The organism is Paragemmobacter straminiformis (assembly GCF_014243445.1).
GTDB lineage: Bacteria > Pseudomonadota > Alphaproteobacteria > Rhodobacterales > Rhodobacteraceae > Paragemmobacter > Paragemmobacter straminiformis.
In genome coordinates this window covers 463,457-477,448 of the sequence record NZ_JACLQD010000003.1, presented here as the reverse complement: position 1 = coordinate 477,448, position 13,992 = coordinate 463,457, and the positions used below count along the sequence as shown (strand labels likewise).

The following is a 13,992-nucleotide window of genomic DNA, read 5'->3' as shown; positions in this document are numbered from 1 at the left end:
CGCTTTCGCATAATGTCGCGCCCAATCGCAGACGACCCGAGGGATAGCATGACCCACCCCAACCTCCTCATCCTGATGGTCGACCAGTTGACCGGAACGCTGTTCCCCGATGGCCCGGCGCCCTTCCTGCACGCGCCCAACCTGCGGCGTCTGGCCGAAGGCTCGGCCCGCTTTGCCAATACCTATACCCCCTCGCCGCTTTGCGCCCCGGCCCGCGCGGCCTTCATGTCGGGCGCGCTTCCGAAACGCACGCGGGTCTATGACAACGCCGCCGAATTCGCCTCGGACATCCCGACCTATGCCCACCATCTGCGGCGGGCGGGCTATTACACCGCGCTGTCGGGCAAGATGCATTTCGTCGGCCCCGACCAGCTTCACGGCTTCGAGGAACGCCTGACCACCGACATCTACCCCGCCGACTTCGGCTGGACCCCCGATTACCGCAAACCGGGCGAACGCATCGACTGGTGGTATCACAACCTCGGTTCCGTCACGGGCGCAGGCGTGGCCGAGATCACGAACCAGCTCGAATATGATGACGAGGTGGCCTTCAACGCGGTCCAGAAGCTCTATGACCTCTCGCGCGGGGGCGACAAACGCCCGTGGTGCCTGACGGTCAGCTTTACCCACCCGCACGACCCCTTCGTCGCCCGCCGCAAGTTCTGGGACCTGTATGAGGGCGCGCCCGAATGCGAACCGCCCGAAGCCATCGCCTATGCCGATCAGGACCCCCATTCGCAGCGCCTGATGGACGCCTGCGACTGGCGCGCCTTCGACATCACGCCAGACCATATCCGCCGCGCGCGTCAGGGCTATTTCGCCAATATCTCCTATGTCGACAGCAAGATCGGCGAAATCCTCGACACGCTCGAGGCGACGCGGCAGGATGCCACGATCCTTTTCCTGTCGGATCATGGCGAGATGCTGGGCGAGCGCGGCCTGTGGTTCAAGATGAACTTCTTCGAAGGGTCGGCCCGCGTGCCGTTGATGGTCAAATCCGCAGGCCTGCCCGCCGGCCGCATCGACACGCCGGTGTCCACCATCGACGTGACCCCGACCCTCGCGGCGCTCGCAGGGATCGACATGGCGGCGGTCATGCCCTGGACCGATGGCGAAAACCTCGTCCCGCTGGCGCAGGGCTTCGACCGCACCACGCCTGTCTGCATGGAATACGCCGCCGAAGGCACCGTCACCCCGATGGTCGCCCTGCGGGATGGCCCGTGGAAATACATCCGCTGCATGGCCGACCCGGACATGCTCTTCAACCTCGACGCCGACCCGTCCGAACGGCGCAACCTCGCCGCCGATCCCTCTCATGCAGAAACCCTCGCCAAATTCCGCGAGATGGCCGATGCCCGCTGGAACCTGCCCGCTTTCGACGCTGCCGTGCGCGAATCGCAAGCCCGCCGCTGGGTCGTCTACGAGGCGCTGCGCAACGGCGCCTATTACCCGTGGGACCACCAACCCCTGCGCGCCGCCTCCGAACGCTACATGCGCAACCACATGGACCTGAACGTGCTGGAAGAAAGCAAACGCTTCCCGCGGGGTGAGTGACGCCAAAGGCCCCGCTGCGGAGGCGTTGCAAGATGAGTATTTGGAACAAGGATGAAGGGACAGACACCCGCTTCATCCTTGCCCAAATACTCGGATAACGCCGCCGGACCCGCGACGCGCCCCGTCAGACCCGCCCCGCGGCAGCCCGGCCGAGCGGGGGCTCGATGCCCCCCGAGGGCGGCGCCCCTAGCGGGCGTCCTCGAGCACCTTCTCGGCGCCCTTCCAGCCCATCAGCATCGAAGGCGCGTTCGTGTTGCCCGCAATCAGGTTCGGGAAGCTTGAGGCGTCGATCACCCGCAGCCCGTCGACCCCGTGAACCCGCAGCCGCGCATCGATGACGCTTGTGCCTGCATCCGGCCCCATCCGGCAGGTGCAGGACGGGTGATAGACCGTCCCCGACCTTGCGCGGAAATCGGCGATGATCGCCTCGTCGGTCACCACCCCGGGCCCGGGTCGCAGTTCCTCGGCGATCAGCCGCGCCAAGGGGGGTTGGGCGGCAAGGAGGCGCAGGTATTTCACCGCCGCGAGCATTTCCCGAACGTCATGGTCGGTGGAAAAGGCATTGGCGGTGATGACCGGATGCTCCATCGGGTTTGCCGACCGCAGCCGGATATGGCCCCGGCTTGTCGGGCGGCAGTTCGACAGGCCGATCGACATGCCCGGAAAGGGGTCGGGCGTCAGCAGGGGCCGCTCTCCCTCGCGCGGGATCAGGGTCGAAAAGGCCTGCATGTAAAGCTGCATGTTCGGGCGCGAAAGCGCGGGATCGGTGCGGAAGAACCCGCCCGCATGGTTGATCGATTTCGCCAGCGGCCCCGCCCCCGCAAGCACATATTTCATCCCCGCGACCAGCTTGCCCCACCACGGGCGCAGCTCGTCATTGTAGGTCGGCACCGTCATGCGCCATGTGTAGTTGATGCCCTGATGGTCGCTGAGATGGTCGCCCACATTGGGGTTATCGCGCAGCACCGGAATGCCAAGCCCCTGCAACAGCCCCGCAGGCCCGATCCCCGACAGTTGCAACAGTTGGGGCGAGTTGATCGCCCCGCCCGATAGGATCACCTCGGCCTTGGCGCGCAGCGTGAACTTCTGCCCGCCGCGCAGGTATTCAACCCCCGTGGCGCGACCGTTCTCGATGATGACGCGCGTCACCATCGCCCCCGTCACCACGCGCAGGTTCTGCCGCTTCATCGCTGGCCGCAGAAAGGCCCGCGCCGCCGAGTTGCGGCGGGCATTCCTGATTGTCATCTGGTAGATGCCAGCACCTTCCTGCTCGGCCCCGTTGAAATCGGCCACCTCGGCCAGACCCGCGCTGTCGCAGGCTGCCAGATAGTCCTTGACCAGCGGATGCAGCCCCTTGCGGTTGGCCGAAACGAACAGCGGCCCGCCCGCGCCGCGCCAGTCATCGGCCCCGGCTTCGGTATCCTCCATCGCCTTGTAGGCGGACAGCACATCGGACCAGCCCCAGCCCGGATTGCCCGCTGCCTCCCATTCCTCGTAATCGGCCCGATGCCCGCGGATGTAGACCATCGCGTTGATGCTGGATGACCCGCCCAGCACCTTGCCGCGCGGCCAGTGGTCGCGCGCTCCGGCAAGGCCCGGATCGGGTTCGGTCTTGTAAAGCCAGTTCACGGCGGGGTCATAGAACAGCTTGCCATAGCCCAGCGGCAGCATGACATAGAAACGACGGTCGGTCCCGCCCGCCTCGAGCACCGTGACCCGATGCTTGCCGCTTGCCGTCAGCCGTTCGGCCAGAACCGATCCGGCCGAACCCGACCCCACGATGATGTAATCCGTCTCGTCCATGATCCCCTCGCTTGCGCGGGAAGCCTAGTCGCCGCGCAAGCGGGGGCGTGACAGAACGCGACACCGAAGCGTCGCTACAGCACCAAAGGCGGCCCGATCAGGCCACGTCGAGCAGCCCGCGCCCCTTCAACAGCGGCTCGACCCCCGGCATGCGCCCACGGAAACGGGTGTAAAGCACCTCGGCCTCTTCCGACCCGCCCGCCGACAGGATGTGCTTTTCCAGCCGCGCCGCGGTGGCCGGGTCGAAGGGATCGCCCGCTTCCTCGAACGCGGCAAAGGCGTCGGCATCCATCACCTCGGACCACATGTAGCTGTAATAGCCCGAGGAATAGCCGTCCCCCGAAAAGACATGCGCGAAATGCGGCGTGGCGTGGCGCATGCGGATCGCCTGCGGCATGCCGATTGCCGCCAGCACCTCGGCCTGTTTCGCCATCGGATCGGCGGGGGCGGCCCCTTCGTGAAAGGCCAGATCGACCAGCGCCGAACTTACGAATTCCACCGTGGCAAAGCCCTGGTCATATGTCCCCGCCGCAAGCAGGCGTTTGAGCATGTCGGCAGGCATCGCCTCGCCCGTCTGCCAGTGGCGGGCGTGCTTTTCCAGCACCTCGGGCACTTCCAGCCAGTGTTCGTAAAGCTGGCTGGGCAGCTCCACGAAATCCCGCGCCACGCTGGTGCCGGAAATGAAACCATGCGTCACATCCGACAGCATCTGGTGCAGCGCATGGCCGAATTCGTGGAACAGCGTGCGCGCGTCGTCATAGGACAGCAGCGCGGGCTTTCCCTTGGCAAAGTTGCAGACGTTCACGACGATCGGCCGCACATCGCCGCCCAGTTTCCGTTGCGACCGCATCGCCGAACACCACGCGCCCGACCGTTTCGATGACCGCGCAAAGTAATCGCCAAGGAACACGGCCACATGATGACCCGCGCGGGTAACCTCCCATCCGCGCACATCGGGGTGGTAGAACGGCCCCGCAATCTCGCGGAATTCCAGACCGAACAGGCGGTTGGCGCAATCGAATTGCGCCCCCAGCATCGCATCAAGGCTCAGGTATGGCTTCAGCGCCGCCTCGTCCAGATCATGCTCGGCCTTGCGCCGCTTTTCGGAATAGTAGCGCCAATCCCACGGTTCCAGCGGCCCCGCGATGCCATCGGCATGCAGCATCGCTTCCAGCACCGCCGCATCGGCCAATGCCTTGCGCTTGGCGGGTTCCCAGACTCGCATCAGCAGGCCGCGCACCGCGTCGGGCGTTTTGGCCATTTCCGGTTCCAGCTTGAAATCGGCAAAGCTGGCATAGCCAAGCAGCTTGGCCCTTTCATCGCGCAGCGCCAGAATCTCGGCAGCGATGGCGCGGTTGTCATGCGCGTTGCCATTGGCACCCCGCGCCACCCACGCCCCATAGGCTTGCTGCCGCAAGGCGCGGCGGGGCGAGAATTGCAGGAACGGCACGATAAGCGAGCGGTTCAGCGTGACGACAGGCCCGTTCTGGCCCCGCTCGACCCCTGCCGCCCGCGCGGCGTTGACGACGAAATCGGGAAGCCCTTCCAGATCCTCTTCCGCCAGCACCATGAACCACTCGCGCTCGTCCGCCAGCAGGTTCTGCCCGAAGGCCGTGCCAAGCACCGCCAGCCGCGCCTTGACCGCCGTAAGCCGTTCGGCCGCTTCGCCCTGAAGCTCGGCGCCCGACCGCACGAACATGCGACGATACAGCGTCAGCACCCGCATCTGTTCCGCGTCCAGCCCCAGCCCGTCGCGGCGCGACCACAGATCGTCGATCCGGCGGAACAGCGCCTTGTTGTTGGTGATCTCGGAAGCAAAGGCCGACATCTTGGGCGCAAGCTCGCGCATCAGCGCCTCGCGCGCTTCGGTGCTGTCGGCTCCGGCAAGGTTGTAAAAGACCCCCGACACGCGGTCGAGCGTGCCTTCGGCCAACTCCAGCGCCGCGATGGTATTGGCATAGGTCGGCGCCTCTGCCTGATCCGCGATCCCTGCAATGGCCGCCCGCGCCTCGGCCAGCGCCGCGTCGAAGGCGGGGCCGAAATCCTCGTCCCTGATCCGGTCAAAGGGCGGAAGGCCGAAGGGCGCGGTCCAAGGGGTCAGAAGCGGGTTGGTCATGGGCGGGTCTCCTTTGGCAGTAAAGCTAGGCAGGGGTGCGGGAAAGGTCCAGCACAGAGAGGCGCGGACAGAGAGGGCAGCGCCCGCTTGCCTGTCTGACCGCCCCTTGCGGCAGCGGCCCGTGCCGCGATCGAACCTTTTCCCGACAGGCCGCTGACCGCGATGCTATTGCGTCTCGCGCTGCTTCAAACGCCGTTCAAGCCGCCGCATCAGCAGGCTCAGCCCGATGGTCATGGTCAGATAGATCAGCGCCGCCACGTTATAGGTTTCGAAATACTTGAAATTCCCCGCCGCCGTGACCTTGGCCAGTTGCGTGACATCCCCCACCCCCAGCACCGACACCAGCGACGAGTCCTTTACCATCGCCACGAAATCATTGCCCAAGGGCGGCAGGATCATCCGGAATGCCTGCGGAAAGACGATCAGCCGGAACCGCTGCCAGCCCGACAGGCCCAGCGCCTGCGCAGCCTCGATCTGGCCCTTGTCGACCGCCTGCAAACCGGCGCGGAAAATCTCGGCCAGAAAGGCGGAATAGGCCAGACAAAGCGCCATCACCGCGCGCCACAACAGCGGCACATCGCGCGCCCGCGCCGCACCCAGACCCAGCGGCTCGGCAATCCAGTTCCACCCTGCCACCAGTGCGGGCACCAGAACGAAGGCCACGTAAAGCAGCAGCACGATGATCGGCACGCCCCGCATCACCTCGATGTAGAACCGGCACAGCTGCCGCAACAGGCGCGAGCGTGACAGCGACCCCACAGCAAGCACGAGCCCCATGCAGCAGGCCGTCAGATAGGCAAAGACCGAAACGACCATCGTGATGACGACGCCCTTCGACAGCGTGTCAAGCACCGCCGCATAATCGGCATCGGCCAGCACCTCGTAGAACAGCCACAGCCCCGCCATCACCACGGCAACCAGCCACCAGGGGAAATCCTCGTCCCTCGGGTTGCGGCTCATGACAAAGGCCCCGGCATCGCCTCCGGGGCCTCGTGGACATGCGGCGCGATCATTCGCCCATCTTGTATTCGACGAACCACTTCTGGTTCAGCGCATCCAGCGTGCCATCGGCCTTGAGCGCCGCGATCCCCGCGTTGATCGGGGCGACAAGCTCCGACCCCTTGGGGAAGATGAAGCCGAAATCTTCCGAAGCCAAAGGCTCGCCGATGATCTTCAGCCCGCCGTTCGACGCCGCGACATAGCCGTTGGCAGCCGTCGAATCCGACAGCGTCAGGTCCACGTCACCGGCCTTGAGCGCCTCGAGCCCGGCGCCGAAGGTCTCGAATTTCACCACACGGGGGTTTTCCTCGTTCCCGTCAAGAATGTTGTAGATCGCGGCATAGAACGGAGATGTCCCCGGCTGCGCCGAAACCAGCAACTCGGGGATCGCGGCGAACGAGGCCGCATCGGTAAAGCGCGTCTCGTCGCCGCGCACGATCATCAGCATTTCCGACCGCATGTAGGGGTCCGAGAAATCGACCGCCTCCTTGCGTTCGTCCTTGATGGTGATGCCCGTCATGCCGATGTCATACTGGCCTTCCGACACGGCCGGAATCATCGCGTCCCAGCTTGTATTCTCGTATTTGACCGTGAAATTCAGCCGCTTGGCCAATTCTGCCACGGCGTCATATTCCCAGCCGATGGCCTTGCCGTCCTTGTCCATGAACTGCAGCGGCGGATAGGCGTTTTCGGTCACGATCACCACCTCGCGCCCGCCCAGATCGGGCAGGTCCTGCGCGGCGGCCATCGTGGCGGTAAAGGCAAGGCTAAGGCCGGTTAGGGCGGCAGTCAGTTTCATCGCAGCAAGCTCCCTGTCACAAAGCGTGATGGTCACACTATGGCGCAGCGCGCGGCAAGGGCAAGCCGCCGCCGCCGAAACCGAATGCAGCGGTTGAGTTTGCCGCCCCGCGCCCCTAATGCTTGGACCACCCCAAGGCGGAGCTTGCCATGCTGGCCCAAAAGCGCATCCTTCTCGTCATCGGCGGCGGCATCGCCGCCTACAAGGCGCTGGAACTCATCCGCCTCCTGCGCGGGCAGGGCGCTTCGGTCACGCCGGTCATGACAAAGGCGGCGGCGGAATTCGTTACCCCGCTTTCGGTGTCTGCGCTGGCGGGGGAAAAGGTCTACACCCATCTCTTCGACCTGACGGACGAGGCCGAGATGGGCCATATCCAGCTGTCGCGCGTGGCCGACCTGATCGTCGTGGCCCCTGCCACCGCCGACCTTGTCGCCCGCATGGCGCAGGGGCGGGCCGACGACCTCGCCTCGACCCTGCTTCTTGCCACCGACACGCCCGTTCTGGTGGCCCCGGCGATGAATGTCCGCATGTGGCACCACCCTGCCACACAGCGCAACCTTGCCACCCTGCGCGGCGACGGCATCCGCTTTGCCGGACCGGACGAGGGCGAAATGGCCTGCGGCGAATACGGGCTTGGCCGCTTGGCCGAACCCGCCGCGATCCTTGCCGCCGTCACGGCGCTGCTGTCCGCAGGCCCGCTTTCGGGCAAGCATGTCATCGTCACCTCGGGCCCCACACACGAACCCATCGACCCCGTGCGCTACATCGCCAACCGCTCGTCGGGCGCCCAAGGCACAGCGATTGCCGCAGCCCTGCGCGACCTTGGCGCAAGGGTCAGCTTCGTGACCGGCCCCGCCTCGGTTCCGCCGCCCGATGGCGTCGATGTCATCCGCGTCGAGACCGCCGCCGAAATGGCCGCCGCCGTCAATGCCGCCCTGCCCGCCGATGCCGCCGTCATGGCCGCCGCCGTGGCCGACTGGCGCGTGGCCAATGCCTCGGACCGCAAGATGAAAAAGGATGCCTCGGGCGCCCCGCCCGCGCTGTCCTTTGCCGAAAACCCCGACATCCTGCGCGACCTTTCCGCCGCAGCGCAACGCCCGCGCCTTGTCGTGGGCTTCGCCGCCGAAACCGACCATGTGATCGACCACGCCAAGGCGAAACTGGCGAGAAAAGGCTGCGACTGGATCGTTGCCAATGACGTCTCGCCCGCCACAGGCATCATGGGCGGGGCAGAGAACGCCGTCACCATCCTGACCGCATCGGGGGCCGAGGCATGGCCCCGCCTGCCCAAGGCCGAGGTCGCGCGCCGCCTTGCCGCCCGCATCGCGGATGCGCTGGCATGATCCCGACCATCCGCATCCTGTGGGAGGATTGGGCCGACCGCTCGCTTCCGCTTCCCTCCTACGAAACCCACGGTTCGGCAGGGGCCGATATCCGCGCCAACCTGCCGCCCGACCTGCGCGCGGCGGGCTTTGCCCTTACCCCCATGCAGCGCGCCATCATCCCGACAGGCATCCGCGTCGAAATCCCCCAAGGCTTCGAAATCCAGATCCGTCCCCGTTCCGGCCTTGCGCTGAAACACGGCATCACCCTGCCCAATACCCCCGGCACCATCGACAGCGATTATCGCGGTCCCTTGGGCGTTCTGCTCGTCAACCTCGACCCCGCGCCCTATGTCATCGGGCACGGCGACCGCATCGCGCAACTGGTCGTGGCCCCCGTGGTTCAGGCGGGCTTTGCCGTGGTCGATGCCTTGGGCGAAACGCAACGCGGTGAAGGGGGCTTCGGCTCGACGGGAAAAAGATGACCCTCGTTTTCGGCCTTGCGGCCATGCTTTGGGGCCTTGGCGCGGCCTTGCGCCTGCCGCGCAGCTTGCGCCTTTCACTGCTCGGCCTGCTCTGGCTTGCCGTCATTGCGCTGCATTTCACGCTGCCCGACGGCCACCCCCTGCGCCTTGCCACCGGAACCGATGCGCGCTTCTGGCTGCTTCTCGGCATCTTCGGCATCGTGGCACTTGGCTACCGTTTCGGCCTGCGCGCCCTGCGGGCCAAGGCCGCGCCGAAAGCCGCCCCCGCCCCGACCGACCCCAAAGCCCCGTTCCGCGAGGTCGAACTCGACCGCTACGCCCGCCACATCATGCTGCGCGAAATCGGCGGGCCGGGACAGCGCAAGCTCAAGAACGCCCGTGTTCTGGTGATCGGCGCGGGGGGCCTCGGCTCTCCAGCGCTGCTTTACCTCGCGGCAGCAGGGGTGGGGACCATCGGCGTGGTCGATGACGACACGGTGGACGGATCGAACCTGCAACGCCAGATCATCCACGCCGACCAGCGCATCGGAATGCCCAAGGTCTTTTCCGCCGAAATCGCCATGCGCGCGCTCAACCCCTTTATCGAGGTGCGCCCCTACAACCGCCGCCTGACAGAGCCGGATGCCGAAAGCCTGTTTGCCGACTATGACCTGATCCTTGACGGCACCGACAATTTCGACACGCGCTACATGGCCAACCGCGTGGCCGTGAAACTGGGCAAGCCGCTGATTTCGGGCGCGCTGACGCAGTGGGAGGGGCAGTTGTCCCTCTTCGATCCGGCGCAGAATTCGCCCTGCTACGAATGCGTCTTTCCCACCCGCCCCGCCCCCGGAATGGTGCCCTCATGCGCCGAGGCGGGCGTGGCGGCCCCCCTGCCCGGCGTGATCGGCGCGATGATGGCGACCGAGGCGATCAAGCATCTGACCGGCGCGGGCGAAACCCTGCGCGGGCGGCTGATGATCCATGACGCCCTTTACGCCGAAACCCGCGTCATCGCCGTGCATCGCCGCGCCGATTGCCCCGTCTGCGGCAAGGCCTAGCCGGCGGTCGCGCCAAAGGCGGCGCAGGGATCGTCGCGCCCTGCCACCCCGTCGGTGGCGATCCACAGATCAAAGGGTTGCGGCCCGTCTTGCGGCCCGTCAGACCCTTCGACCTGCCCCACCGAAAGCACCGTCAGGGCCGGCGCTTCCGCCCTGATCAACGCAGGCACGCCCCAATCCGTGCGCGCATGTTCCGCCCCGAGGATCACCGCCACAGGCCCGCCCGTCTCGCGCAGTGCCCGTATCGCGGCCCGTGCCAGCGCCGCATCGCGCAGGCGCTGCACCTGCACCATCCCCGCCATCGCGCCCTTGGGCATGGCAAAGCAATGCGCGGCCCAAAGCTCGGTCTCGCGCTGGTCCTGCACGCCCTCGGGCAAGGCCTTGTCGAGGCCGAAGCCAGCCATCACTGCGGCAGCCCCGTCCATCGCGGCCCGCCGCACGTCGCGCTGCGGCACATCGGCACCGTAGACCCGCGCCTTGGGGGCGGCGGCAAAGATCGGTCGATACAGCGCGAAATCGGGCCAGCCCCTCTCGGTCCAGCCGATGGCCGCATCCACCCTCGCCGCATCCGCCATGTCTTTCGGAAGGCGCTTCACCTGTTCGGGCAAAAGCATCTCGAACACCAGCGCGGCCGGCGCGATTGCGGCGACGGCACGCGCCTGATTGGCGTGGTGCAAGGGATTGTCATGCACCTCGCCCAAAAGGACGATGTCGACCTGCGGCAGGGCGTCCAAGGCATCGGCCCCGATCTCGCGCGCTGCCGCCGGACTTGCCAGCAGAAACGCCATCAGGGCGGCGCAGATCATCATATCAGGAAATGATGCACTTCCCGCGACTGGCTCTCCAGACTGCGGCGCATCTTGGCGAAGGCTGCGGCTTCCAGCTGGCGCACGCGCTCTTTCGACAGACCCAGCTCCTCGCCAAGGCTTTCCAGCGTGCGCGGCTCGTCCTTCAGCTTGCGCTCGGCCACGATGTAGCGTTCACGCGCGTTCAGCGCCTGCATCGCCTTGACCAGCCAGTTGCGCAGCTGCGCCGCGTCATGCGCGCCCTCGACCTGCTCGGCGGCCTGCGGCTGTTCGTCTTCAAGCGCGTCGATCCATTCGCGCCCGTCCTCGTCAGACGACTGCGCCGCATTCAGGCTGAAATCCGACCCCGACAAGCGCCCTTCCATCATCTCGACATCCGAGAGCGACACGCCGACCTCGGTGGCGACCATCTGGCGCAGCTGGAACTGGTCCAGCGTCTCGCCACGCTGCGCCGCCTCGCGCTCAAGCTTGGCCTGCACGCGGCGCAGGTTGAAGAACAGCGCCTTCTGGCTGCTGGTCGACCCCGTGCGCACCATCGACCAGTTGCGCATCACATAGTCCTGAATCGATGCCTTGATCCACCAGACGGCATAGGTCGAAAACCGCACGCCGCGATCGGGATCGAACTTTTCCGCCGCCTTCATCAGGCCAAGCGAGGCCTCTTGGATAAGGTCGTTCATCGGCGCGCCATAGCGGCGGAACTTGGCCGCCATGCTGATGGCCAGCCGCATATAGGCCGTCACCAGACGATGCAGCGCCTGCTCGTCGCGGTGGTCGCGCCAGGCATAGGCAAGCTGCAATTCGACCTCGGCAGTCAAAAGCTCGGCCCGCATGGCTTGGCGGGACATGGTCTGGTCGTTATATCCATCAAGCGCCATAGAAACCCCCAGTCGACTTTGCGAACGTTCACGGCCAGACAGCACGCACCGGCACATTTCTTGCCGTTTTGTTAAGGATACGAAGCCAAACCGTGACTGGATCATCGCCCCACGAAATTTTCTTGCTTCCCCGCCTGTCGCTGGTCGTCGGCGGCGCGCGTTCGGGCAAGTCCCGTCTGGCCGAAACACTGGTGACCCGAACGAACCGCCCCCGCCGCTACATCGCCACCGCCGAAGCATGGGACGATGAAATGCGCGACCGCATCGCAGCCCACCGCACCGACCGCGGCGCCGCGTGGGAAACGGTCGAGGCACCGCTCGACCTTTGCGCCGCACTCGCCTCGGCCAAACCGGACGAGGCGGTTCTGGTCGACTGCGCCACGCTCTGGCTGACAAACCACCTTCTGGCCGAACACGACCTTGCCGCCGAAGGCGCGGCGCTGCTTGCGGCACTTTCATCCTGCCCCGCCCCCGTCGTCATCGTCTCGAACGAGGTGGGCTGGGGCATTGTTCCCGAAAATGCGCTCGCCCGCCGCTTCCGCGATGCCCAAGGGCGGCTCAACCAGCAGGTCGCCGCGCAGGCCGATCTGGTTCTGGGCGTGATGGCGGGCCTTCCCATCGTGCTCAAAGGGGATCGTCCCGCATGGATGTGACACGCCTCTGGTGGGTCCGCCACGGCCCGACGCATGAAAAGGCGATGGTGGGCTGGCGCGACGTGCCCGCTGACCTGTCAGACAGCGAAACCCTCGCCCGCCTGAACGCGCATCTGCCGCAAGGGGCGCTTCTCGTCTCCTCCGACCTGATCCGCGCCACGGCGACCGCCGATGCGCTGGCGCGGGGCCGCCATCGCCTGCCGCATGACGCGGGCTTGCGTGAATTGCACTTCGGCGACTGGGACGGGCGCACATGGGACGAAATCGTCGCCTCCCATCCCGAACTCAGCTTCGCCTATTGGGACGACCCCGGCGAGCATCGCCCCCCCAATGGTGAAAGCTGGAACGAGGCCGCCGCCCGCATCCATGCCGCGACCGACGCGCTGATCGCCGCGCACAGGGGGCGCGACCTGATCCTCGTCGCCCATTTCGGCGCGATCCTGACACAGGTGCAACGCGCCAAGGGCTGCACCCCGCTCGACGTCTTCGCGCACAAGATCGACAACCTCTCCGTCACCCGCATCGACCACGGCCCCGACGGCTGGCACCTGCACGCCATCAATCACCTTCCGTGATGGATCGCCGCACAAATCTCCATTTGGCAGGGCAGCACCGCTGACCTAGCCTGCCCGTCAAACAGGGGAACGATATGACATATGACCTCGTGATCGGTGACCGCGCCTATTCGTCATGGAGCCTGCGCGGCTGGCTGCTGTTCGACGCCTTCGGAATTCCGGTAAAGACGCATCTGGCCAAGCTCTATTCCGACGAACTGCCCACCATGTTGCGCGATTATTTCCCCGCGAAAACCGCCCCCACCATGCGCACGCCCGAAGGCTGGGTCATCCCCGAAACCATCGCCATCGCCGAGGAACTCGCCACCCGCCACCCCGACGCCGGTCTTTGGCCCGCCGATCCCAAGGGCCGCGCCGTGGCCCGTGTCCTTGCCGCCGAGATGCATGCCGGTTTTTCGGCGCTCCGCTCGCATTGCCCGATGAACCTGCGCGTCAGCTACACCGATTGCGCCCCCCCGCCCGAGGTGCTGGCCGACCTGTCCCGCCTGCAAACCCTCTGGGACTGGGCGCGGGCGGAAACCGGCAGCACCACGCCTTGGCTTTGCGGTGCCTATTCGGCGGCCGATGCCTTTTACGCCCCCGTCGCCACCCGCATCGCCACCTATAACCTGCCCGTCGGTCCCGCCGCGATGGACTACGTGATGGCGCACCTCTCGCACCCGTCCTTCCGCCGCTGGCGGGCGATGGGCATGGTCGACCTGCCCGACCAGCCTTTCTACTTCCGCACCTATCCCCGCCGCGACTGGCCCGGCCCCGCGCCCCTGCCCGCCCGCGCGGTCGAGGGGGGCGGGACCGTCAACTCCGCCTGCCCCTATTCCGGCAAACCCGTCACCCATGCGCTGGAACTGGACGGCCGCCGCTTCGGCTTCTGCAACGCCTTCTGCCGCGACAAGACCGTGGCCGACCCCGGGGCATGGCCGCAATTCATGGCCCTTTACCATTCGTAAACCATTCGCCCCCTA

General features: G+C 66.3%; 13 protein-coding genes. 7 read left to right on the top strand and 6 right to left on the bottom strand.

Going from position 1 to position 13,992, the window contains the following annotated elements; translation table 11 throughout:
• Positions 1 to 48: 48 nt before the first annotated feature.
• Complete coding sequence (gene betC, locus H7F16_RS12775) at positions 49 to 1,554, top strand: choline-sulfatase (RefSeq protein ID WP_185797987.1); 1,506 nt, start codon at positions 49 to 51, stop codon at positions 1,552 to 1,554.
• 186 nt (positions 1,555 to 1,740) lie between these two features.
• On the opposite strand, the gene H7F16_RS12770 is transcribed toward betC, so the two are convergent.
• The 4 genes from H7F16_RS12770 to H7F16_RS12755 form a co-directional block, all read right to left on the bottom strand.
• A complete protein-coding gene (locus H7F16_RS12770; RefSeq protein WP_185797986.1) occupies positions 1,741 to 3,357 on the bottom strand; it encodes a GMC family oxidoreductase in 1,617 nt (538 codons plus the stop codon).
• Between the two features lie 97 nt (positions 3,358 to 3,454).
• Complete coding sequence (locus H7F16_RS12765) at positions 3,455 to 5,473, bottom strand: M3 family metallopeptidase (RefSeq protein WP_185797985.1); 2,019 nt, start codon at positions 5,471 to 5,473, stop codon at positions 3,455 to 3,457.
• Between the two features lie 165 nt (positions 5,474 to 5,638).
• The gene (locus H7F16_RS12760; RefSeq protein WP_185797984.1) at positions 5,639 to 6,433 is read right to left on the bottom strand and encodes an amino acid ABC transporter permease; all 795 of its coding nucleotides are present in this window, start codon (positions 6,431 to 6,433) and stop codon (positions 5,639 to 5,641) included.
• Between the two features lie 49 nt (positions 6,434 to 6,482).
• On the bottom strand, positions 6,483 to 7,271 hold the full coding sequence (locus H7F16_RS12755; RefSeq protein WP_185797983.1) for a transporter substrate-binding domain-containing protein: 789 nt from the start codon (positions 7,269 to 7,271) through the stop codon (positions 6,483 to 6,485).
• A 149-nt stretch (positions 7,272 to 7,420) separates the two neighbouring features.
• Here H7F16_RS12755 and coaBC point away from each other — a divergent pair, with 149 nt between their 5' ends.
• From coaBC to H7F16_RS12740, 3 genes are read left to right on the top strand one after another with little or no spacing between them, the layout of a single operon-like run.
• Positions 7,421 to 8,614 carry a bifunctional phosphopantothenoylcysteine decarboxylase/phosphopantothenate--cysteine ligase CoaBC gene (gene coaBC, locus H7F16_RS12750; protein WP_185797982.1) on the top strand — a complete coding sequence of 398 codons (1,194 nt, stop codon included), beginning with the start codon at positions 7,421 to 7,423 and terminating at the stop codon, positions 8,612 to 8,614.
• Positions 8,611 to 9,078 carry a dUTP diphosphatase gene (gene dut, locus H7F16_RS12745; RefSeq protein WP_185797981.1) on the top strand — a complete coding sequence of 156 codons (468 nt, stop codon included), beginning with the start codon at positions 8,611 to 8,613 and terminating at the stop codon, positions 9,076 to 9,078. The genes coaBC and dut overlap by 4 nt, the downstream gene beginning before the upstream one ends.
• The gene (locus H7F16_RS12740; RefSeq protein WP_185797980.1) at positions 9,075 to 10,118 is read left to right on the top strand and encodes a HesA/MoeB/ThiF family protein; all 1,044 of its coding nucleotides are present in this window, start codon (positions 9,075 to 9,077) and stop codon (positions 10,116 to 10,118) included. The genes dut and H7F16_RS12740 overlap by 4 nt, the downstream gene beginning before the upstream one ends.
• On the opposite strand, the gene H7F16_RS12735 is transcribed toward H7F16_RS12740, so the two are convergent.
• Positions 10,115 to 10,927 carry a ChaN family lipoprotein gene (locus tag H7F16_RS12735; protein WP_185797979.1) on the bottom strand — a complete coding sequence of 271 codons (813 nt, stop codon included), beginning with the start codon at positions 10,925 to 10,927 and terminating at the stop codon, positions 10,115 to 10,117. The two genes, H7F16_RS12740 and H7F16_RS12735, sit on opposite strands and share 4 nt — an antisense overlap.
• Positions 10,924 to 11,802, bottom strand: coding sequence for an RNA polymerase factor sigma-32 (locus H7F16_RS12730; RefSeq protein WP_185797978.1), 879 nt, complete (start codon positions 11,800 to 11,802; stop codon positions 10,924 to 10,926). The genes H7F16_RS12735 and H7F16_RS12730 overlap by 4 nt, the downstream gene beginning before the upstream one ends.
• Positions 11,803 to 11,924: 122 nt before the next feature.
• Between H7F16_RS12730 and cobU the strand changes: the two genes are divergently transcribed.
• The 3 genes from cobU (at position 11,925) to H7F16_RS12715 (ending at position 13,977) form a co-directional block, all read left to right on the top strand.
• Positions 11,925 to 12,455 carry a bifunctional adenosylcobinamide kinase/adenosylcobinamide-phosphate guanylyltransferase gene (gene cobU / locus H7F16_RS12725; RefSeq protein ID WP_185797977.1) on the top strand — a complete coding sequence of 177 codons (531 nt, stop codon included), beginning with the start codon at positions 11,925 to 11,927 and terminating at the stop codon, positions 12,453 to 12,455.
• Positions 12,446 to 13,030: a histidine phosphatase family protein gene (locus H7F16_RS12720; RefSeq protein WP_185797976.1), complete on the top strand. Its 585-nt coding sequence runs from the start codon at positions 12,446 to 12,448 to the stop codon at positions 13,028 to 13,030. Before cobU ends, H7F16_RS12720 begins: the two co-directional genes overlap by 10 nt.
• A 74-nt stretch (positions 13,031 to 13,104) precedes the next feature.
• Entirely contained in the window at positions 13,105 to 13,977 is an 873-nt protein-coding gene (locus H7F16_RS12715; RefSeq protein WP_185797975.1) for a glutathione S-transferase, read from the top strand.
• Positions 13,978 to 13,992 lie beyond the last annotated feature (15 nt).

Bases quoted from the DNA above. Each gene is read 5' to 3' on its own strand.
- betC (WP_185797987.1), top strand. From the start codon at position 49: ATGACCCACCCCAACCTCCTCATCCTGATGGTCGACCAGTTGACCGGA.
- H7F16_RS12770 (WP_185797986.1), bottom strand. From the start codon at position 3,357: ATGGACGAGACGGATTACATCATCGTGGGGTCGGGTTCGGCCGGATCG.
- H7F16_RS12765 (WP_185797985.1), bottom strand. From the start codon at position 5,473: ATGACCAACCCGCTTCTGACCCCTTGGACCGCGCCCTTCGGCCTTCCG.
- H7F16_RS12760 (WP_185797984.1), bottom strand. From the start codon at position 6,433: ATGAGCCGCAACCCGAGGGACGAGGATTTCCCCTGGTGGCTGGTTGCC.
- H7F16_RS12755 (WP_185797983.1), bottom strand. From the start codon at position 7,271: ATGAAACTGACTGCCGCCCTAACCGGCCTTAGCCTTGCCTTTACCGCC.
- coaBC (WP_185797982.1), top strand. From the start codon at position 7,421: ATGCTGGCCCAAAAGCGCATCCTTCTCGTCATCGGCGGCGGCATCGCC.
- dut (WP_185797981.1), top strand. From the start codon at position 8,611: ATGATCCCGACCATCCGCATCCTGTGGGAGGATTGGGCCGACCGCTCG.
- H7F16_RS12740 (WP_185797980.1), top strand. From the start codon at position 9,075: ATGACCCTCGTTTTCGGCCTTGCGGCCATGCTTTGGGGCCTTGGCGCG.
- H7F16_RS12735 (WP_185797979.1), bottom strand. From the start codon at position 10,927: ATGATGATCTGCGCCGCCCTGATGGCGTTTCTGCTGGCAAGTCCGGCG.
- H7F16_RS12730 (WP_185797978.1), bottom strand. From the start codon at position 11,802: ATGGCGCTTGATGGATATAACGACCAGACCATGTCCCGCCAAGCCATG.
- H7F16_RS12720 (WP_185797976.1), top strand. From the start codon at position 12,446: ATGGATGTGACACGCCTCTGGTGGGTCCGCCACGGCCCGACGCATGAA.
- H7F16_RS12715 (WP_185797975.1), top strand. From the start codon at position 13,105: ATGACATATGACCTCGTGATCGGTGACCGCGCCTATTCGTCATGGAGC.